Here is a 19,283-nt window from a genome sequence, read left to right as displayed (position 1 = left end):
CGCCGCCATCATTCCGCAGCCAACGCCGTTGCCGGCGCGACAGTGCGGAAGTCGAGGTCACGGCTGACCAGCCGTTCGACACCCGCCGAGGCATCGGCGAGGATCTGCCGGTAGCCGGCTATCGAGCGCGCAAAGACGTTGTAGATGACGACAGCCGGTATGGCAGCGACAAGACCCATCGCCGTGGCCAGCAGCGCTTCGGCGATGCCAGGCGCGACCACAGCGAGATTGGTGGTCTGCGCCTGCGAGATGCCGATAAAGGCGTTCATGATGCCCCAGACGGTACCGAACAACCCGACGAATGGCGCGGTCGAGCCGATCGTCGCCAGCAGGCCGGTGCCGCGCGACATGCGCCGTGACGCCGCCGCCTCGATGCGCGACAGGCGCGAGGTGACCCGTTCCTTCAGCCCGTCTCCCGAGACATGATCGAGCGCTCCGGCCGAGAGTGCGACCTCCTCTTCCGCCACCCGCGCCAGAAGCGCGCCGGGGCCGCTGCTGCAGTCGAGCGCACGGCTGGCCTGCTTCAAGGTGGCGGCATCGCTGATCGCCCGTACGGCATGACGGATGCGCAGCTTGCCGGCGAAAATCTCCAGCGATTTGGCCAGCCATACCGTCCAGGTGACGAGGGAGGCGAAGGCCAGCCCGATCATCACCGCCTTGACGATGATATCGGCCGCCATGAACATGCCCCATGGCGACAGATCGTGCGGCAAGGTCAGTTCCATTGCTGTCGAAGGCCCTCCAGATCGAGCGAAACCGGAGCGAGCAGCGTCCGCTCGCCGACAGCAAAGCGCACCGCGTCGATGTGGAAGGCCGTCTGGGCATCAATTCCAGCCACGGTCATGGCTCTTCTCCAGTACGGCCGCCGCAATTCCAGATACTGGTTGTCGGCAGGCCGATGCCAGGTTAATTATAAAACATGATATTGCTAGTCAACATTGAAGGTGAGTGTAACGATCAATAATTGGTCGCGACCGTCAATATCGGCGCGAAATTCGGATCCGCGCCGCCGGCATCTGGTGTCGTCGCGTTGTTGCAAAGTGCTATGGTGCCGGCCCAAAAACCGGGAGCCAAAGATGATCAAGGCGACGCCCTTCGACTTCCCTTATGACGGCAGGCTGGTCGCCGAAAACACCGCGCTTGTCGTCATCGACCTGCAGCAGGATTTCCTGTCGACGACGGGCTATTTTGCCAGGCAGGGATATGACCCCTCGCCGCTGAGGGCGATCCTGCCGACCGTGGGCCGGCTGATCGCCGCCGCCCGCAAGGCCGGTGTCAGGATCATCCACACGAGGCAGGGTTATCGGGCTGACATGGCCGACATGACGCTTTACGAGAAATGGCGCCGCAAGCGCGCCGGTCTCGAAGGCACCGAGATCCTGCTTCGTTCAGGCCCGGGGTTTCAGATCGTTCCAGAGATCGACGTCGCGCCGCAGGACATTATCGTAGACAAGACCTGCAACAGCGCCTTCACCTATACGGATTTCGAGCTTGTGCTGCGCGCGCAAGGCATCACACATCTGATGTTTACCGGCTGCACGACGGATGTCTGCGTCCACACCACGCTGAGCGAGGCCTGCGACCGCAACTTTCAGTGCCTGACGATTTCCGATGCCTGTGCCAGCGGCGATCAAAAGGCCCATGAGGCAGCGCTTCATATGGTGACGGTCGAGGACGGCGTCTTTGGCGCGCTGGCGGAATCTGCCGCCGTCATCGAAGGCCTGTCGCGGCTGAGTGGCGCGACAGGTTGATGCCAAGGGCGCTTGCTCAGCCCGCTGCACGCACCACTTGCGGCACGCGCGGCGCATATGCACCGGGCTGCGGCACCTCCGCCTCACGACGCGCCAGCGAATTGCGCAGCAGGGCGATCGTTTCACGGCCGGCCGTTGCAATCTCGCGCGGCGTGTCGACGCCGACAATCATGAATTCATCGATCCCGAGAGCTGCATAGGCCAGTAGTGACAGGGCCGCCTGGGCCGACGGCCCGGCAACATCGACCGCCTTGTGGCCGGCGGCGGAAGCGCCCCGGTGAATCCTGACCGGAAGCGCAAAGCGAAGCTTGCCGGCTCGGCCATGTTCGGCTGCGGCGCCCCGCACGCGCTCCATCAGCTGCCGGACCTCGTCGATCGAGCCTGGCGCCAGTTCGAAGACATCAGCATGCCGACCGGCCACCTTGAGCGCCGTTCCGGACTGCCCGCCCATGCGGATGACGAGATCGGCGCCGTGCGGACCCTTGCGCGGCACATAACCGCCCTTGATGCTGTAGAATGCGCCTTCATGGTCGAACGGCCGGTCGTTCGACCACAGCCGCTTCAACAGCACTAGATATTCGTCGATGCGCTGCCAGATGACCGTGTGCCCGACCGGCCGCGTTTCGGCATCGTCGTCGTTCAGCGGTTCGCTGATCATCCTGAGCGCCAGCCGTCCGCCGCTCTTCCTGTCGATCGACGCCAGCTGCCGCGCCGCCACCGTCGGTTCGACCACGCCCGCCCAGTGGGTGAGCACGACTTCCAGCGACGACGTCCGGTCCAGCACCTGGGCTGCAAGATCCATATTGGTCAACAGCCCGGCCGAATCGTCGACGACGATCTTTCTGAAGCCGCCATCCTCGATCAGCCCGAGCTTGGTCGCGGTCTCGGCAAAGTCGTAGAAAAAGGGAACAGCGGCGTCGGCGGTCTTGCTGGGGACATGCGTGAACTCGATCGGCATTGCCATCTCCTCCATCTCTGGAATCACTGATGCTGTGAAATTCGAATCCCAGCCGCGCGAAAGCGCACCGAGGATCCGGTTCATTCAACTCCGATTGCCTGAAAGCGTGGGCGGCTAGTCCCGGTCGATCTGACGACTCAGGGAATGAGGCCCAGAACAACTGCCCCGGTGAACACGAACGCAAGGGCAAAGACGATATAGGCGAAAGCACCGGCATAGGCCGGACGAAAGGCCTGGGCGTTGACCAGCCGCTGGCTGCTGCGATCCGTCTGGGCGTTCTGGATATAGGACATATCGACCTCCGTCTCGCCGGTTAATCTATAAAACTTGTAGACTTTGTCGATTGCTATTTTTCGACCATGGGTAGAATAATTTTCTGACATCTGATCAGGAATTGGTACCGAGTTGCTGGGACTGCGTGCTTTGGCCACAGCTCGACCCGTCACGCCGTGCATTGCTCTTGCCCTGAATGAACCTATGGCCTTGTCCTCGCTGCACCCAAATCATGCATTGGCCGCCCGGAGCGCGCACGATAGCATCGCGCGATCGGCGAACATGAAATCGTCAGACAGGGGAGCAGGAAAATGGGTGCAAGACTGGCCGGCAAGGTCGCCATCATTTCGGGCGGCGCGACGGGGATGGGCGGAGCGGCTTCGGAGCTGTTCGCCGCGGAAGGTGCCAAGGTGGCGATCATCGACCGCAACGGGGAGGCGGCGGCCGCAACCGCGGTGGCGATCCGCGCGCGGGGACACATAGCCGAACACTGGGTCGCCGACGTGTCCGATGAAGCCCAGGTCGAGGCGGCGGTGAAGGGCGCGACCGAAAAACTCGGCCCGATCACCGTCCTGTTCAACCATGCCGGCACCATCGTCATAAAGCCGTTCCTGGAGACGACGGTGCAGGAATGGGACTGGCTGCATGCCGTCAACGTGCGCTCGATGTTCCTGATGACGCGCGCCGTGCTGCCCGGCATGATATCGGCCGGTGGCGGCTCGATCGTCTGCACCTCGTCGATCTCGGCAGTGGCGGCAACACCGATGGAGGTGCTCTACGACACCACCAAGGGCGCCTGCCACATGTTCGCGCGCGCCATCGCCGTCGAGTTCCGCGACCGCAACATCCGCTGCAACGCGGTCTGCCCCGGCTTCATCCGCACGCCGCACGGCCTGCGCGAGGTTGCCGATCTCGGTCGGCTCGGCATCGATGTCTCAGACGCCGCACTGGCCGCGCAGCAGGGCCGTATCGGCGAGCCGGAAGAGGTGGCCAGGGCCGCGCTTTACCTGGCCAGCGACGAATCCAGCTTCGTCAACGGCACGCATCTGTTCGTCGACAACGGCTTTACCGCCATGTGACCAGCTGGACGCTGACAGCCCTTGGCTGTCAGCGCTCCTCGCGACGAAACGGCTTGAGCAGGGCCGACGGCGCCACCGCGTTGCGCGACATGACAGCCATGGCGACTATGGTGAAGATGAAGGGCAGCATCAGGAATGCCTCGTAGGGGATATGCCCCAGCCCGCTCGCCTGCATACGCAGTTGCAAGGCATCGACAAAGGCGAACAGCAGCGCAGCCCCTGCCGAACGCCACGGATCCCAGCGGCCGAACACGACGAGCGCGATCGCCACCCAGCCGCGCCCCGACACCACGCCGAAGGTGAAGGCGTTGAACTGCGCCATCGACAGGAAGGCGCCGGCCAGCCCCATCAGCGCACCGCCGAGGATGACCGCCTGGAAGCGCGTGGCGATGACGCTGACACCGGCCGAATCGGCGGCGCGCGGATTTTCGCCGACCATGCGCACCGACAGGCCCCAGGGCGTGCGGTAGAGGACGAAGGCGGCCAGCGGAATGGCAAGGATCGCCATGTAGACCAGCGCAAACTGGTTGAACACCGCCGGTCCGAGCACCGGAAAGCTGGAGAGGACCGGGATAGGCAGCGTCTCGAACCCCTTGATGCTTGGCGGCACCGATTGCTGGCCGAAGATCAGCCGATAGAGGAAATAGGCGAGGCCCGAAGAGAACAGCGTGACACCAATGCCGCAGACATGCTGGCTGAGGCCCAGCGCCACCGTGAACAGCGCATGCAGCGCGCCCATCAGCATGCCGGTCAGCACGGCGACGAGCACGCCGAGCCACAGGCTGCCGCTGAGGCTGGTGGCGGTGAAGCCGGTCATCGCCGACAACAGCATGATGCCTTCGATGCCGAGATTGAGCACGCCGGCGCGCTCGGAGAACATTTCGCCAAGCGTCGCGAAGGCAAGCGGCGTGGCGATCCGGATGATCGCGGCCAGGAAGCCGACCTGAAAGATCTGTTCGAACACGGCACTCATCGGGTCACTCCGACGCGGCGGATGCGGTAGGCGGTGAACAGCAGCGCCACCAGCATGGCAAGCAATGCGGTGCCTTGGATGACATCGCTGAGGAAGGCCGGCACTCCGGTCGCGCGCGACATCGCCTCGGCGCCGGTCATCACGGCGGCCAGGAAGATCGCCGCCGGCACCACGCCGAGCGGATTGAGCCGCGCCAGCATGGCGACGACGATGCCGGAATAGCCGTAGCCCGGCGAGATGTCGCTCATCACCTGGAAATGCACGCCGCCGACCTCGCCGACCCCAGCGAGCCCGGCCAGAGCCCCGGACAGCAGCGCGGTCGAGATCAGCACCCGCTCGACATGGATGCCGCCATAGCGTGCGGCTTCGGGATTCTCGCCGGTGACCCTGATCCGGAAGCCGAGCGTCGTGCGCACGATCAGGAACCAGATCAATGGCGCCGCCAGCAGCGCCACGACAACGCCGAGATGCAGCCGCGTGCCTTCGAGCAGCACCGGGAAATTCGCCGAATCCTCGATCGGCGGCGAGATTGGATAACCGCTGAAACTGTCTTTCCACGGCCCTTCGATCAGTGCCATCAGCGCATAGTAGACGACCGAGTTGAGCAACAGCGAGCTGACCACGTCGTCAACCTTGAATTTGACCCGCAGTGTCGCCGGCACCAAGGCAACCGCCGCGCCGGCAGCGGCACCGGCCGCCGCCATCAACAGCATGGCGAGCGGCCCCGGCATCGGGATCGCGCCGACAAAGCAGCTGGCCACCGCGCCGGCCAGCAATTGCCCCTCGGCACCGATGTTCCAGAATTTTGCCCGGAAGGCGACCGCCACCGCCAGCCCGGTGAAGATCATCGGCGCGGCACGCACCATCGTTTCGGTGATGGCGTAGCTGTCGCCCAGCGAGGCGGTGAACATCACGCCATAGGCATCGATGACGCCGGCGCCGGCCAACGCAATCAGCCCACTGCACAGGACAAGCGTGGCTGCGATCGCCAGCAGCGGCAGGGCCAAATTGAACCAGGCGGGCGTCGAGGTGCGGACTTCCAGGCGAAACATCAGCTGTGCCCCTCCGCGCCGGTCATCATCAGCCCAAGCCGGGCCACCGTCGCATCGGCGCTGTCGAGCGTGCCGGCGATTCGGCCCTCATACATCACCGCGATGCGGTCGCAGAGCACCAGCAGTTCCTCGAGATCCTCGCCGATGACGATGATGCCGCAGCCCTTGGCCCGCATGTCGAGGAATTTTTCATGGATGAAGCGGGCGGCGCCGATATCGAGGCCCCGCGTCGGCTGCGAGACGATCAGCACCTTCGGATCGAAGGCGAGTTCGCGAGCCAGCAGCGCTTTCTGCAGATTGCCGCCCGACAGCGCCCCGGCGCGGGTCATCGGTCCGGGGCAGCGAATGTCATAGGCCTTGATCTGCGCCTCGGCGAAGGCACGGATCGCATCTGGCTTGAGCAGGCCCCTGCTGCTGAACGCCGCCGTGCCGATGCGCGGCAGCACCATCGAATCGGCGAGCGGCAGGTTGGTGACCAGGCCGGTCGTCATGCGGTCTTCCGGGATGCGGCCGAGACCGAGCGCCTGCACCTCGCGCGGCGAATACACAGACACTTTCTGGCCGGCAATGGTCATCTGGCCTGCATCGGGCACGCGCACGCCGGAGATCACTTCCGCCAGGGCGCGCTGACCATTGCCCGAGACACCGGCAATACCGAGGATCTCGCCAGCGCGGACCGAAAGCGACACGTCGCGCAACGCCGTGCCCGAATGCCGCGATGTCGAAATGCCGTCGAGCGTCAGCACCGCTCCACCGGGGGTCGATGGCCCCCTCGCCGGCGGCACGATCTCGTGGCCGCACATCAGCTGCGCCATTGCGGCAGATGTCGTGTTGGCGGGGTCATCGACACGGCCGGCGACGCGGCCATGCCGCAGCACCGTGCAGCGATGGGTCAGCGCCCGCACTTCATTGAGCTTGTGCGAAATGAAGATGATGCCGAGACCCTGTGCCGCCATCGAGCGCAGCGCCGAAAACAGCCCGTCGACCTCCGTTGGCGCCAGCACCGCTGTCGGCTCGTCGAGGATCAACAGCCTGGCACCGCGAAACAGCGCCTTGACGATTTCGAGCCGCTGCTGCTCGCCGACCGACAGCGCCGACACCGGAAGGTCGGGATCAAGCGTCAACCCATGTTGGCGGCCGATCTCCGCCAGCCGCGCCATCCCGCCGGCGCGGTCGATCCGCCCTGATCGGCCTGATATGCCGATGAGCAGGTTTTCCAGCACAGTCAGCCTCGGCGCCAGGTGGAAATGCTGATGCACCATGCCGATGCCGGCGGCCAGCGCATCGGCCGAACTGGCGATCCGCACCGGCTGGCCCTGGATGAGGATCTCACCTGCATCGGGCGCATAGGCGCCGAACAGCACGTTCATCAGCGTCGTCTTGCCGGCGCCATTCTCGCCCAGAAGACCGAGAATCTCGCCCGGCGCGACGCTGAGATCAACGGCCTCGTTCGCCTTGACGGCGCCGAAGCTCTTGGTGATGCCGAGCATTTCGATGAGTGGGGCGGGCAAGATGGCTCCCGGTGAGATGGCGTTGGCGCAGCTCTTCACCCTCCCCCTTGTGGGGGTGAGAAACGGTCCGCGTAGCGGACGAAAAGCCAATTTCTTGGCTTTTCGAGTTTCGAACGCCCTGAGCCTGCGAAGGGCTGGGCTGATAATTGGCAAGCCCCGCCGGGTCCCCGCTGCTTCGCAGCGTCCGGCGTTCGCTAGCCTTCATCGTGCCACTGGCACGATGAATTCGCCTGCGGCGAACCGGCTGCTCACCCCCACAAGGGGGAGGGTGAGAAAAATCAATCCGAAACCGGCGTATTCTCATCCACATCGACGCGGAAATTGCCTTCGAGGATTTCGGCCTTCTTCTTCTCGACCAGTTCTTTGACGTCCGCCGGCAGCGTCTTGTCGAACTTGTGGTAGGGCGCGAGTTGCGAACCGCCCTTGGCCATGCGCGAGAAATCGCCATAGTCCTGCGCGGTGAAGACGCCGGCCTTGACGAGTTTGATCGCCTGCTGGACGGTCGGATACATGTCCCAGACCGGGCCGGTGATGACCGTGTCGGGGCCGAGGCTCGACTGGTCGGACATGTTGGAGATGGCGAGGATCTTCTTGTCCACCGCCGCTTCGATGACGCCGAAACGCTCGGCATAGATCACGTCGACACCGGCGTCGATCTGCGCGACCGCCGCTTCCTTGGCCTTCGGCGGATCGAAGAAGGAACCGATGAAGGCGACCTTCTTCTTGATGTTGGGATTGACCTCCTTGGCGCCGGCGAAGAAGGCGTTGACCAGCCGGTTCACTTCCGGAATGCCCATCGCCGCGACAGCGCCGATCGTGCCCGACTTCGACATCTTTCCGGCGATCATGCCGGACAGATAGGCCGGCTCGTGGATCCAGTTGTCGAAGACGCCGAAATTGGGTTCCGCCGGTCCGGCGCCGGAGCCGAAGAGGAAGGCGGTCTTCGGGAACTGCTTGGCGGTGCGGCGCGATTCACGCTCGGCTGCGAAGGCATCGCCCAGCACCAGCTGGTAGCCGCCTTGCGCATATTCGCGCATGACGCGGCTGAAATCGGCTGTCTGCACCTTCTCCGACCATTTGTACTCGATGCCGAGTTCCTTCTCGGCCTTCTGCAAGGCGACATGGATCTGGTTGTCCCATGGCTCCTCGATCGGCGTGGCGAAGATCGCCGCTACCTTCAGCTTCTTGTCCTTGCCGAAGGCGGCGCCTGGCAGCATGGCCGCAGCCAGGCCAAACGCGCCCAATTCCAGCACATTGCGTCGCGAAAGCCCTTCGCGTTTTATCTGGATTCTATTCTTCCGGTTTTCCATTGCATTCCCCTCTGTTCGACAGCCGTGTCGAGCCGGCTGTTCGTGAAAATGTCAGACAGGGAACTATGGAACGGGTCCGCACTTTTGTCCACATGGTCAAATTTGCGCACCCGAATCAGCCTCGATCTTAGCCGGCCAAGAAGAGGCTGCCGCTCAGGCCCGTTCGAGCGCGATCGCGATGCCCTGGCCGACCCCGATGCACATGGTTGCCAGCGCATAGCGGCCGCCGCGTTCGCGAAGCTCCAGCGCCGCCGTACCGGATATGCGGGCGCCCGACATGCCGAGCGGATGGCCGAGCGCGATGGCGCCGCCATTCGGATTGACGTGCTGTGCATCCTCGGCGATGCCGAGTTGGCGCAGCACGGCGATGCCTTGCGAGGCAAAGGCTTCGTTGAGCTCGATGACGTCGAATTGCTGCGGCGTCAGCCCAAGCCGCGCGCACAGTTTTTGTGTCGCCGGCGCTGGGCCGATGCCCATGATGCGCGGCGCCACACCGGCCGCGGCGCCACCAAGGATACGGGCAATCGGCGTCAGGCTATATTTCTTGACGGCTGCTTCAGAGGCAACGATCAACGCCGCCGCCCCGTCATTGACGCCGGAGGCATTGCCGGCCGTCACCATGCCGCCTTGCCGGAACGGCGTCGGCAATTTGGCCAGCGCATCGACCGTCGTGCCGGCACGGGGATGCTCGTCCCTCGAGACGACCACCGCATCGCCCTTGCGCTGCGGGATGGTCACCGGCGTGATTTCCTTGGCCAGCCGGCCGTTGGCCTGCGCTGCGACCGCCTTGTCCTGGCTACGCACGGCAAAGGCGTCCTGGGCCGCGCGGGAGATGGCGAACTCTTCTGCCACGTTCTCGCCGGTTTCAGGCATCGAATCGACGCCATACTGCTTCTTCATCAGCGGGTTGACGAAGCGCCAGCCGATGGTGGTGTCATAGATCTCGGCGTTGCGCGAAAACGCCGTGTCGGCCTTGGGCATGACGAAGGGCGCGCGACTCATCGATTCGACGCCGCCTGCGATCATCAGTTCGGCCTCGCCGGCCTTGATCGCCCGCGCGGCGATGGTCAGCGCATCCATGCCGGAGCCGCACAGCCGGTTGACGGTGGAGCCCGGGATCTCCTTCGGCAGACCGGCCAGCAGCAGCGCCATGCGCGCCACGTTGCGGTTGTCCTCGCCGGCCTGGTTTGCGCAGCCATAGAAGACGTCGTCGACGGCTTGCCAGTCGACACCGGGATTGCGCTCGACCAGTGCTCTCAGGGGTATGGCGCCGAGATCGTCGGCGCGCACCGAGGACAGCGAGCCGCCGAAGCGGCCGATCGGCGTGCGGATGTAATCGCAGATATAGGCCTCGGCCATGTTCATGCAGCCTTTGCTTTTCCGCTTCCCTCATGCGCCGCCTTGGTGCGGGCCTGCAGGTCGCGCAATGTCGTCAGTTCGAGTTCGCTTGGCGCCGGCGTTTCGTCAAGCGCCTCCGCGAACTTTACCATCCAGCCACAGGTCTCCTGCACCTGCTGGCGCGTGACACCGGGATGCAACGACACGACCGTGAATTCCTTGGTCACCGGGTCCGATTTCCAGATGGCGAGATCGGTGATCAGCAAGGTCGGGCCCGCAGTGTCGATGCCAAGCCGCTTTCGATGATCGCCGCCCTCGCCGTGGCCGAAGGAGGTGAAGAAATCGATCTTTTCGACCATGCCGCGCCTGGTCTGCGCCATGGTGATGTAGATCTCCTTCGACGACGTCGCGATTTCCGGCGCGCCGCCGCCGCCGGGCAGCCGGGTCTTGGGGTGGAAATAGTCGCCGATGACGGTGGTGTTGATGTTGCCGAACTTGTCGAGCTGGGCAGCACCCAAAAAGCCTATCGAGATGCGGCCGCCCTGCAGCCAGTAGCGGAACATCTCCGGCACCGCGACGGTGGTGACCGCGGTTTCGCACAATTCGCCATCGCCGATCGACAGCGGCAGCACGTCTGGCGCGGTGCCGATCGTGCCGCTCTCATAAATCAAGGTGATGTCAGGTGCATGCGTCAGCCGCGCCACATTGCAGGCGGCGGACGGCGCGCCGATGCCGACAAAGCAGACATCGTCATTCCGCAGCGCGCGGCTGGCGGCGATCGTCATCATCTCGTTGGGGGTGAAGTCCGGATTGTCGCTCATGCCGCTTTCCTCAGATGCTCGACACGGGCCGCGAAATCGTCGGCGCTCTTCTCGATGACATTCGCCTGCATCCACTCCTGGAATTTGTCTCGGTCGGCGGCGATCTCGTCCCATTCGAGATAGGCCGCATTGTCGCGCGCGTAATAGCCATGCGCGTAGGACGGATGCGAACCGCCGGGCACAACGGAGATCGCCGCGATCGTCCAGCGCGGCAGCACCGTTAGATTGGGGTGCAGATCGTCGAAATTGTCGACCACTTCCTCGACAGTCACGACCGCTCGGCTAGCCGCCAGCACCGCTTCCTTCTGGATGCCGACGATGCCTTCGACCAGCACATTGCCTTTCCGGTCGGCCTTCTGGGCATGGATGAAGGTGACATCGGGCCGGATCGAAGGAACGGCTGCCAGCACCTCGCCGGTGAACGGACAGGTCACCGACTTGATGTTCGGATTGACCGTTGCCAGCCCGGCACCGCGATAGCCGCGAAACACCGCGCAGGGCAGGCCGGCAGCACCCGCCTCATAGGCGTTGGCCATGCCGGCATGGCTGTGTTCCTCGATCTCGATCGATCTGGGAAAACCGTTCTCGATGGCGTCGCGGGCGCGCCGCAGCAGGCCGACGCCGGGATTACCGACATAGGAGAAGATGATCTTCTTCGCCATGCCCATGCCGATCATCTGGTCGTAGATCAGGTCTGGCGTCATGCGGATCAGGGTCAGGTCGCGAAACCCCTGGCGGATCGCCTCATGCGCCGCCGCCGTCGGGATCAGGTGGGTGAAGCCCTCGAAGGCGACAGAGTCGCCATTGTTCAGGTTCTCGGCCACAGCCTGTTTGAGCGGCAGGAACTTGACCATCGCATCGGGCTCCCGGGTTCAAAAAGTTCGTATTGCGAACATATGTTTTGTATGTGATACATCTATGCTGAGTGACGGCGTCGAGTCAATCCGGGCAGCGACGGCCGTTGGCGGAGGCGGGATGGACGAAGAGGCGGCTTCCCGCGACCATGTCGGCTCGCTCGAGCGAGGCCTTGCCGTCATGGAGATCCTGGCCCGGCATCCCTCTGGCATGACGCTGACGGAAATGGGCGAGGAGGCGGGCCTGACCCGCGCCGGCGCCCGCCGCTTTCTATTGACGCTTGTCGCCACAGGCTACGCCACCCAGGCCGGCCGCGTCTTTTCGCTGTCGCCGCGCCTGCTGACCATCGCCCGCACCTGGCTCGGCGGCGCCTCGCTATGGAGCTTCGCCGCCCCGACCATGCGGGCAGTGGCGGCTGAGTTGAACGAGGCCTGCTCGGCGGCGATCCTGTCGGGCCAGGATGTCGTCTACGTCGCCCGCATTCCCGGCCGCCGCATCCTCAGCGTCTCGCTCGAGGTCGGTACCAGGCTGCCCGCCTATTGCACCTCGATGGGGCGCGTCCTGCTTGCCGGCCTGACGCCCCAGGAATTGGACGCATTTCTCGGCCAGGCGACGATCGAGAAACGGACGCCAAAGACAATCACCGACACGCGGCTGCTGGCATATGCCATCGGCAAGGCCAAGGCGGATGGCTTTGCCGTCGTCGACGAAGAGCTGGAGCTCGGCCTGCGCTCGATCGCCGTGCCGATCCGCGACCGCGCGGACCGCACGGTCGCGGCCATCAACGTCTCGACCCAGTCCGCGCGTTTCACCGTCGCGGAGATGGAACGGGAAATCCTACCGGCGCTGCTCGAGGCCAAGCAGCGCATCGAGGATTTTTTCGTCGTCTAAAGAGATCTTTGCGAGCTTAGGAATAAGCCCTCATCGTCGGCGCCGCCCCTCATTGCCCTGCCGGGCATTTCTCTCCGTATAGAGACGGGGAGAAAGTAGCTGGCCGCAACGCCGACGCCTTTTTGCGACGCTGGCGATTGGCGAAGCCATAAATGAAAGCGCCCCTCTCCCCGTGACTATACGGGGAGAGGATGCCGGCAGGCAGGTGAGGGGCAGCGCGAACTTCGATGCGTAGCTGCGGCGTACTCACCCTCAATGCTTGATGCGGTCGCGCATCGCATACCACAGCATGCCGAGCACATAGAGCGGTCCGCGCAACGCCGTGCCGCCCGGGAATGGCATGGGCGTGAGCGTCGAGAACAGGTCGAGCCGCGAAGCGTCGCCGGTGATCGCCTCGGCCAAAAGCTTGCCCGACAGTGTCGACAGGATGACGCCTTTGCCGGAATAGCCATGCGCGAAATAGACCTCGCCATAGTGCCCGACATGCGGCAACCGCGACGTCGTCACCGACACCAGCCCGCCCCAGGCGTGATCGATGCGGCAGCCCTGAAGTTGCGGAAAGGTCTTTTCCATGTGCGGCCGCACAAAGCCGGCAATGTCGGCCGGCGGCGACGGCGTGTAGCGCTCGCCGCCGCCGAACAGCAGACGCCCATCGGCCGACATGCGGTAGTAGTTGACGACGAAGCGGGTGTCGGACACCGCGACATTGGCCGGGATGACATTGCGTTTGCCCTCCAGCGGCTCGGTGGCGACGATGTAGTTGCCGACCGGCATGATGCGGCTGTTGACGCGCGGCTCCAATCCGTTGAGCAGCGCATCGCCCGCCAGCACGACGTGTCTTGCACGGACCGAACCCTTGGCCGTCGAGACGCGGATCGATGGCTCGCGCTCCAGCCGCACGGCGACCGAATTCTCATGAATGGTAACACCGGCCGTAACCGCCGCGCGGGCAAGGCCAAGGGTGTAGTTCAGCGGATGCATGTGGCCGCCAAGCGGCTCGTACATCGCACCGTGGTAGGGCGTGTCGACCTTGCGGCGGGCTTCCGCCGCCGACAGGATCTCGGCATGCGGGAACTTCATCACTGTGGCAAGGCACTCAGCCTCTTCCTCGAGGTCTTTGAGGTCGGAGCCGTTGACCGCCCCGACGAGATGGCCGGTCAGCCTGAGGTCGCAATCGATGGCGTGGCGCTCGATGATGTCGAGCACCAGCCCGCGTGCCTCGAAGGCGAGGTCGAACAGGACCTTTGCCCGCTCGGGCCCGTAGAGCTTGACCAGTCCCTTGGCGCCCTTGCGCAGGCCGGGGATCATCTGGCCGCCATTGCGGCCCGACGCACCCCAGCCGATCTTGCCGCCTTCGAGCAGTACCACCTTCAGGCCGCGCTCGGCAGCGTGAAGGGCCGCCGACAGGCCGGTGCAGCCGCCGCCGACGACAACTAGGTCGGCGTCGACATCGCCCTGCAGGGCGGGATGGTCCAGCGACGGATTTGCCGTCGCGACATAGTAGGATTTGCCGATATCCAAACCGGAATTGAAGCCCATCATTACACCTTCAGCAGCAGGTGGTCGCGTTCCCAGCTCGTCACCACGCCCTGGAACAGGTCGAGCTCGACACTCTTGACGCGCAGATAGGTCTGGAAGAAGTCCTCGCCGAGCAGCTCCCGCACTGGGTCGCAAGCGGTGAAACGATCCAGCGCCTCCTCCATGGTTTTCGGCAGCGTGCTTTTGATCTTGTAGGCATTGCCCGACGCCTCGGCCGACCGCGTCAGCTTCTGCTCGACGCCGAGATAGCCCGCGAGAAGCGAACCGGCGATCGCCAGATAGGGATTGGAATCCGCACCCGGCAAGCGGTTCTCCACCCGCCGCGCGGCGCGGCCACCGGCCGGCACCCTCAGGCCGCAGGAGCGGTTGTCGTGCGACCATTCGATGTTGGCCGGCGCGCTGTGGTTCGGCCGGATGCGGCGGAACGAGTTCACGTTGGGCGCAAACAACGGCATGATCTCCGGGACATATTTCTGCAAGCCGCCGATGAAATGGCCGAACATTTCGGTGTCGGCATCGTCGCTGCCTGCAAACAGCGTGTTGCCGGCCTCGTCGATGACCGACATGTGCAGATGCATCGAGCTCCCCGCCTGTGCCGCGATCGGCTTGGCCATGAAGGTGGCATGCATGCCGCTCTGTTGGGCGGCCTGGCGCGTCAACCGCTTGAACAGCAGCACCTTGTCGGCCAGCGGCAGCGCGTCGCCATGCAGGAAGTTGATCTCCAGCTGCGCCGTACCCGATTCATGGATCAGCGTGTCGAGCGGCAGTCCGGATGCCGCCGCATGGTCATAGATGCGGCGGACCACCGGCTCGAACTCCTCCAGTGCCGCCATATCGTAGGGATGCTGCACGCTCTCGGCGCGGCCATTGCCGCCGACCGGTGCCGTCAGAGGCCGGTCGGGATCGGGATTGGGCGCGGTCAGGTAGAATTCGAGCTCCGGCGCCACCATCGCCCGCCAACCGCGCTGACGGTAGAGGTCGAGCACGGCTCTCAGCACATGGCGTGGCGAGGCCATCCATGGCCGGTCGTCCATGTGAAAGGCATCGGCGAAGACATAGGCCTTGCCTGCACCGGCGCCGGGCGCCAGGGTGAGCGTCGAAACATCCGGCACCATGCGCATGTCCGGGTCCGAGTAGGCAAAACCCTCGTCGATCGAACCGGTGTAGCGGCCGTCGATGCTGACCAGAAAGGCGCTGCTCGGCAGGTAGAGCGCGCGGTCCTCCAGCGCCTTGAGGAACTTGGCTGCCGGCAAGGCCTTGCCGCGCAGGACGCCGTTCATGTCAGGCACCAGGCACTCGACCTCGTTGATGCCGTGCTGGGTCAGCCAGGCCTTGGGATCGTTGCCACTGGAGAGGGAAGTATTCGTGTTCATGTCAGGCATTTCGTTCATGTCCGTATCACAGAGAGTATGGCTTGCGCGGCCACATCCGTTCCGGGTTTCAGCGCCATATGGGCTGCATTGTCCCTGAGGCGGGCGCGCATTGCGTCATCGGCCAGCAGGCCGAGAATGGCTTTCTCCAATACTCCTTCGGTCCAGGCATCACGGCCGATATGGTCGCCAACGCCGGTTTCCTCGGCGCGTCGGGCATTGTCGTGCCCGTCCCAGCAATAGGGCATGATCAGCGACGGCACGCCGAAGCGTAGCGCTTCGCAAAAGCTGTTATTGCCGCCGTGATGGATGAACAGGTCGCACTTCGCAACCACCGACGGCTGCGGAAACCAGGCGTCGAGATAGACATTGTCCGGCACAGCGCGATAGGCGTCGCGCAGGCCGCCGGCATTGACGATGAAGCGGGCCGGCAGCCTGTCGAACACGGCCAGCATGCGCTCGATCAGGCCGACATCCATGGCGCCGAGACTGCCGAAGCTCACATAGACAAGCGGCCCGCCATTGCGCGGGAACACAGGCACTGCGAACGGCCCTTCCGAACGCACGCAGCCTTCGAGATAGACGAAGCGGTCCGGGTCGAGCGGCTCGGCGCGATCGCGGCGCACGATCGTCGGCGTCAGCAAAAGGTTGAGGTCTGGCGAGGCTTCGAGAAACAGGCCCTTCGGCAGCGGCGCCAGGCCGGCATCCGTCCGAAAGCGGTTGAAGCGGTCATGCGCCGGCGCCGAGGCTCTGAGATAGCGGGCCTCGAACGCCGCGCGTTGCGGGTCGTCGGCGCCAAGCCCCGACAGATAGGGGGGCACCCGAGCGTCCGGAAGCTCGGTCTCGGCGCAGGAGACCACCCGCACCCACGGGCAGCCGGCGGCAGCGATCGCCGGGAACATGATGACATTGTCGAGCACCACCGCGTCCGGCTTCAGCCGCGCCAGCAATTGGCGCAGCGGTGCTTCGGCGTTGACCGCGGTGTCGACGATCGCCTGCCAGGTCGGCGCGACATAGGTTTCGAGCTGGTCGATCGGGCTCAGCCTGAAATGCGGCAGATGCCTGCGCACGAAGGCCTGCCAGTAGCTCTGCCGCTCGCTGTCGCTCAGCGGCTCGTCGGTCGGCAGCTGGTATTCCTGAAAACCATAGTCGGCAAAGACGCCGGAGAACCCGGCATGACAGATGAAGACAGGCCGGGCACCTTTCGCCCGCAGCGCCTGCGCGATGCCGACGCAATTCAACGCCGCGCCGAAACTCGCTTCGGGAAACAGCGCGATGGTCGGGCTGGCTTTTCGCGTCAATTAATCCTCGTCATTCCGGCCGGCTGATCATGCCGAACAGGGCGGGCGCCCCGCGACTGGCCGCTTGCGGTCGCTGGTTGCGGGAGAGCCGCAGGTGAATGCGAAGCAGATCGGCAGCCACCTCATACTGCCGGCTTTCAAGATGGTCGAGTATGTTCAGGTGCTCACGCAGCGATTGCCGCAGCCGGAAGACGTTGACGCCGGCATAGATGCCCGGCAACCGGCGCAACCTGAGGTGATCGGCCAACGCGTCGGCCACGAACCGATTGGCGGAGCCCTCCGCCAGCATACCGTGAAAATCGATGTCCAGCCGCTGGAACTCGCGTGTGTCGAATGCGGCATCCGGCAGCGCCGACAGCGCTTCCATGCCTTGGCGCAAGGCCGCGGCCCGTGCGCCGTCGAGCCGGAAGCCGGGGGTCAGGATGGCGGCGGGCTCCAGCAGCAAGCGGTACTCATAGCTTTCGCCTTGCGCCTCCGGGTCGTCAGGCGCGCGGCGGAAGAGCCAGGACTGGCCGGGCGCACGGTCGAGCAGATTCTCTTCCGTTAGTCTGTTAAGCGATTTTAGTACCGTCTTGCGTTCAGCATTATACCGCCGCATCAACCCGGCGACGGTCACCGTCTGGTCCAGCCGCCGCGCCGACCGGTCGCGCAGGATCGCCTCGGCGAGTTCGTCCTCCTCGGTAAGCGGCAATTCAGCGGCAACGGCCGGCTGGCTCGTGAGGTCGACGGCAAGGTGATAGCCGGAATCCGCTTCCCAACGCACAACGCCCTGTTCCACAAGCAGGCTAAGCGCAGCCCGCACTGGCGTACGCGACACATTGCACAGCGAGGCGATCTGCTGTTCCGGCAGGCGCGCACCGGGTTCGAAGCCGCGCTGCCGGGCCACATCCAGGATGCGCTGCGCCAGGTCGAGGTGGTTGGTGCGGGGTCGTCGGGCGGCGGCTTGCATGACAATGCTCGTGAACGGACATGACCTATATGCTTTGACCGATCGGCCCCACGGACGCAATCGGCCAGATTCCACGGTCGCTTGGCAAATTATGGATTGACGTACTTTTTTCTGCAATAGTACTGTCAGGACAATCGGCACAAAAAAGACCGAGGGAACAGGATCGAGGCGGCGGCATGGGTCGCAGCCGGCGAATGAATTCGACGATCAACCAGAATGGGGAACCTGTCATGACCGCCACCACTCTCTTGCGGCACCGTTCGCTGAAGATGCCGTCAATCGCACTTGGCCTGGCCTTGGCGCTGGCCGCACCCGCGGCTGCGGCCGACCTGGTCATTTCCAACTGGGACGGCTACATGGCGCCCGACGCCATGGCTGCCTTCAAGACCGCCACCGGCGTCGCCGGCGAAGTGGTTGTTCATGCCACCAATGAAGAGATCATGGGCAAGCTCATCGCCGCCGGCGGCAAGGGCTATGACGTGGTCTTCGTCTCCTCGCCCTTCGCCGAGGTGCTGAATAAGCTCGGCCTGACCGAGCCGATCGACCACGCCAAGGTGCCCAACCTCGCCAACCTCTACCCTGAAGCGACCAAGCTGCCGCATGATGTCGGCAACGCCTTTTCAGTCCCCTACACCTGGGGCACGACAGGCCTCTGCTACCGCTCCGACCTGGTGAAGGTGGCGCCGACCAGCTGGAGCGACCTTCTCGCCCCCTCCGACGACCTCAAGGGCAAGACCACCATGCTGGCGACCGACCGCTGGCTGCTGGCCGCTGGCCAGCTCGACAAGGGTTTTTCGGTCAACGAGACCGATCCGGCCAAGATGGCCGAGGTCAAGGACCTGCTGATCTCGGCCAAGAAGACGCTGCTCGCTTATGACGACACCACCTTCTATTCGAAGCTGGTTTCCGGGGAGGCGCTGATGGTGCAGGCATGGGACGGCTGGTGCAACTACGGCATCGCCGAGAAGCCCGAGATCAAATACGTCATCCCGAAGGAAGGCTCGGATCTGTGGGTCGACACGATGGTGGTGATGAAGGCTTCCGCCAACAAGGACGCGGCCTTCCAGTTCATCAACTTCATGCTCGACGCCAAGAACCATGCCTGGGCGGCGCAGAACATCGACTACAAGGTGCCGAACAAGCCGGCTATGGAAAGCCTGCCCGCCGATTTCCTGGCCAAATTCCCCAACATGGCGATGCCGGTGGCCGATCTCGTCAAGTTCGAGCAGCTGCGTGACGTCGGCGACGCCCAGCGCGACTATTCGAAGATAGTCAGCGAGATCAAGGCCGCGCAGTAAGCGGCGTCAAACCA

The 19,283-nt window shown here is 64.3% G+C and carries 19 protein-coding genes; 4 read left to right on the top strand and 15 right to left on the bottom strand.

Going from position 1 to position 19,283, the window contains the following annotated elements; translation table 11 throughout:
* Positions 1-8: 8 nt before the first annotated feature.
* On the bottom strand, positions 9-725 hold the full coding sequence (gene exbB, locus AC1DYW_RS21735) for a tonB-system energizer ExbB (protein WP_457153737.1): 717 nt from the start codon (positions 723-725) through the stop codon (positions 9-11).
* Positions 716-844 (bottom strand): hypothetical protein, encoded by a 129-nt coding sequence (locus tag AC1DYW_RS21730; RefSeq protein WP_280952795.1) that lies wholly within the window; start codon positions 842-844, stop codon positions 716-718. The genes exbB and AC1DYW_RS21730 overlap by 10 nt, the downstream gene beginning before the upstream one ends.
* A gap of 232 nt (positions 845-1,076) precedes the next feature.
* On the opposite strand from AC1DYW_RS21730, the gene AC1DYW_RS21725 reads away from it, so the two are divergent.
* The gene (locus AC1DYW_RS21725) at positions 1,077-1,751 is read left to right on the top strand and encodes a cysteine hydrolase family protein (RefSeq protein WP_477227595.1); all 675 of its coding nucleotides are present in this window, start codon (positions 1,077-1,079) and stop codon (positions 1,749-1,751) included.
* A 16-nt stretch (positions 1,752-1,767) separates the two neighbouring features.
* Here AC1DYW_RS21725 and AC1DYW_RS21720 read toward each other — a convergent pair whose 3' ends face one another.
* Both AC1DYW_RS21720 and AC1DYW_RS21715 read right to left on the bottom strand, forming a co-directional pair.
* Complete coding sequence (locus tag AC1DYW_RS21720; RefSeq protein WP_477227594.1) at positions 1,768-2,709, bottom strand: LLM class flavin-dependent oxidoreductase; 942 nt, start codon at positions 2,707-2,709, stop codon at positions 1,768-1,770.
* A gap of 137 nt (positions 2,710-2,846) precedes the next feature.
* Entirely contained in the window at positions 2,847-3,002 is a 156-nt protein-coding gene (locus tag AC1DYW_RS21715) for a hypothetical protein (RefSeq protein ID WP_095084108.1), read from the bottom strand.
* Positions 3,003-3,293: 291 nt separating this feature from the next.
* Here AC1DYW_RS21715 and AC1DYW_RS21710 point away from each other — a divergent pair, with 291 nt between their 5' ends.
* Positions 3,294-4,061 (top strand): SDR family NAD(P)-dependent oxidoreductase, encoded by a 768-nt coding sequence (locus AC1DYW_RS21710; protein WP_457154248.1) that lies wholly within the window; start codon positions 3,294-3,296, stop codon positions 4,059-4,061.
* Positions 4,062-4,089: 28 nt separating this feature from the next.
* On the opposite strand, the gene AC1DYW_RS21705 is transcribed toward AC1DYW_RS21710, so the two are convergent.
* The 7 genes from AC1DYW_RS21705 to AC1DYW_RS21675 form a co-directional block, all read right to left on the bottom strand.
* A complete protein-coding gene (locus AC1DYW_RS21705; protein WP_457154249.1) occupies positions 4,090-5,034 on the bottom strand; it encodes an ABC transporter permease in 945 nt (314 codons plus the stop codon).
* Positions 5,031-6,086, bottom strand: a complete 1,056-nt coding sequence (locus AC1DYW_RS21700) for an ABC transporter permease (RefSeq protein WP_477227593.1) — start codon at positions 6,084-6,086, stop codon at positions 5,031-5,033. Before AC1DYW_RS21700 ends, AC1DYW_RS21705 begins: the two co-directional genes overlap by 4 nt.
* Positions 6,086-7,597 (bottom strand): ABC transporter ATP-binding protein, encoded by a 1,512-nt coding sequence (locus tag AC1DYW_RS21695; protein ID WP_457154251.1) that lies wholly within the window; start codon positions 7,595-7,597, stop codon positions 6,086-6,088. Before AC1DYW_RS21695 ends, AC1DYW_RS21700 begins: the two co-directional genes overlap by 1 nt.
* Before the next feature lie 278 nt (positions 7,598-7,875).
* Positions 7,876-8,907, bottom strand: a complete 1,032-nt coding sequence (locus AC1DYW_RS21690; protein WP_457152151.1) for a BMP family protein — start codon at positions 8,905-8,907, stop codon at positions 7,876-7,878.
* 153 nt (positions 8,908-9,060) lie between these two features.
* A complete protein-coding gene (gene pcaF / locus AC1DYW_RS21685; protein WP_477227831.1) occupies positions 9,061-10,266 on the bottom strand; it encodes a 3-oxoadipyl-CoA thiolase in 1,206 nt (401 codons plus the stop codon).
* A gap of 2 nt (positions 10,267-10,268) precedes the next feature.
* Positions 10,269-11,066 carry a CoA-transferase subunit beta gene (locus AC1DYW_RS21680; RefSeq protein ID WP_457152150.1) on the bottom strand — a complete coding sequence of 266 codons (798 nt, stop codon included), beginning with the start codon at positions 11,064-11,066 and terminating at the stop codon, positions 10,269-10,271.
* Positions 11,063-11,920, bottom strand: coding sequence for a CoA transferase subunit A (locus tag AC1DYW_RS21675; RefSeq protein WP_457152149.1), 858 nt, complete (start codon positions 11,918-11,920; stop codon positions 11,063-11,065). The genes AC1DYW_RS21680 and AC1DYW_RS21675 overlap by 4 nt, the downstream gene beginning before the upstream one ends.
* Positions 11,921-12,041: 121 nt before the next feature.
* On the opposite strand from AC1DYW_RS21675, the gene AC1DYW_RS21670 reads away from it, so the two are divergent.
* Positions 12,042-12,812, top strand: coding sequence for an IclR family transcriptional regulator domain-containing protein (locus AC1DYW_RS21670; protein WP_457152148.1), 771 nt, complete (start codon positions 12,042-12,044; stop codon positions 12,810-12,812).
* A gap of 252 nt (positions 12,813-13,064) precedes the next feature.
* Here the strand turns inward: AC1DYW_RS21670 and AC1DYW_RS21665 are convergent, their stop codons facing one another.
* Genes AC1DYW_RS21665 through AC1DYW_RS21650 form a run of 4 tightly spaced genes read right to left on the bottom strand, consistent with a single transcriptional unit; the run spans position 13,065 to position 17,971 of the window.
* Positions 13,065-14,354, bottom strand: a complete 1,290-nt coding sequence (locus AC1DYW_RS21665) for an NAD(P)/FAD-dependent oxidoreductase (RefSeq protein ID WP_477227592.1) — start codon at positions 14,352-14,354, stop codon at positions 13,065-13,067.
* Positions 14,354-15,733 carry a glutamine synthetase family protein gene (locus tag AC1DYW_RS21660; RefSeq protein ID WP_477227830.1) on the bottom strand — a complete coding sequence of 460 codons (1,380 nt, stop codon included), beginning with the start codon at positions 15,731-15,733 and terminating at the stop codon, positions 14,354-14,356. The genes AC1DYW_RS21665 and AC1DYW_RS21660 overlap by 1 nt, the downstream gene beginning before the upstream one ends.
* A 5-nt stretch (positions 15,734-15,738) precedes the next feature.
* A complete protein-coding gene (locus tag AC1DYW_RS21655; protein WP_457152146.1) occupies positions 15,739-17,022 on the bottom strand; it encodes a nucleotide disphospho-sugar-binding domain-containing protein in 1,284 nt (427 codons plus the stop codon).
* A 10-nt stretch (positions 17,023-17,032) separates the two neighbouring features.
* Positions 17,033-17,971, bottom strand: a complete 939-nt coding sequence (locus tag AC1DYW_RS21650; protein WP_457152145.1) for a GntR family transcriptional regulator — start codon at positions 17,969-17,971, stop codon at positions 17,033-17,035.
* 230 nt (positions 17,972-18,201) lie between these two features.
* On the opposite strand from AC1DYW_RS21650, the gene AC1DYW_RS21645 reads away from it, so the two are divergent.
* Entirely contained in the window at positions 18,202-19,269 is a 1,068-nt protein-coding gene (locus tag AC1DYW_RS21645) for a polyamine ABC transporter substrate-binding protein (protein ID WP_457152144.1), read from the top strand.
* Positions 19,270-19,283 lie beyond the last annotated feature (14 nt).

This window comes from Mesorhizobium sp. P2_D5, from assembly GCF_056404355.1.
Note: the sequence above shows the minus strand (reverse complement) of the source record. Positions and strands in the feature narration are given on the sequence as shown.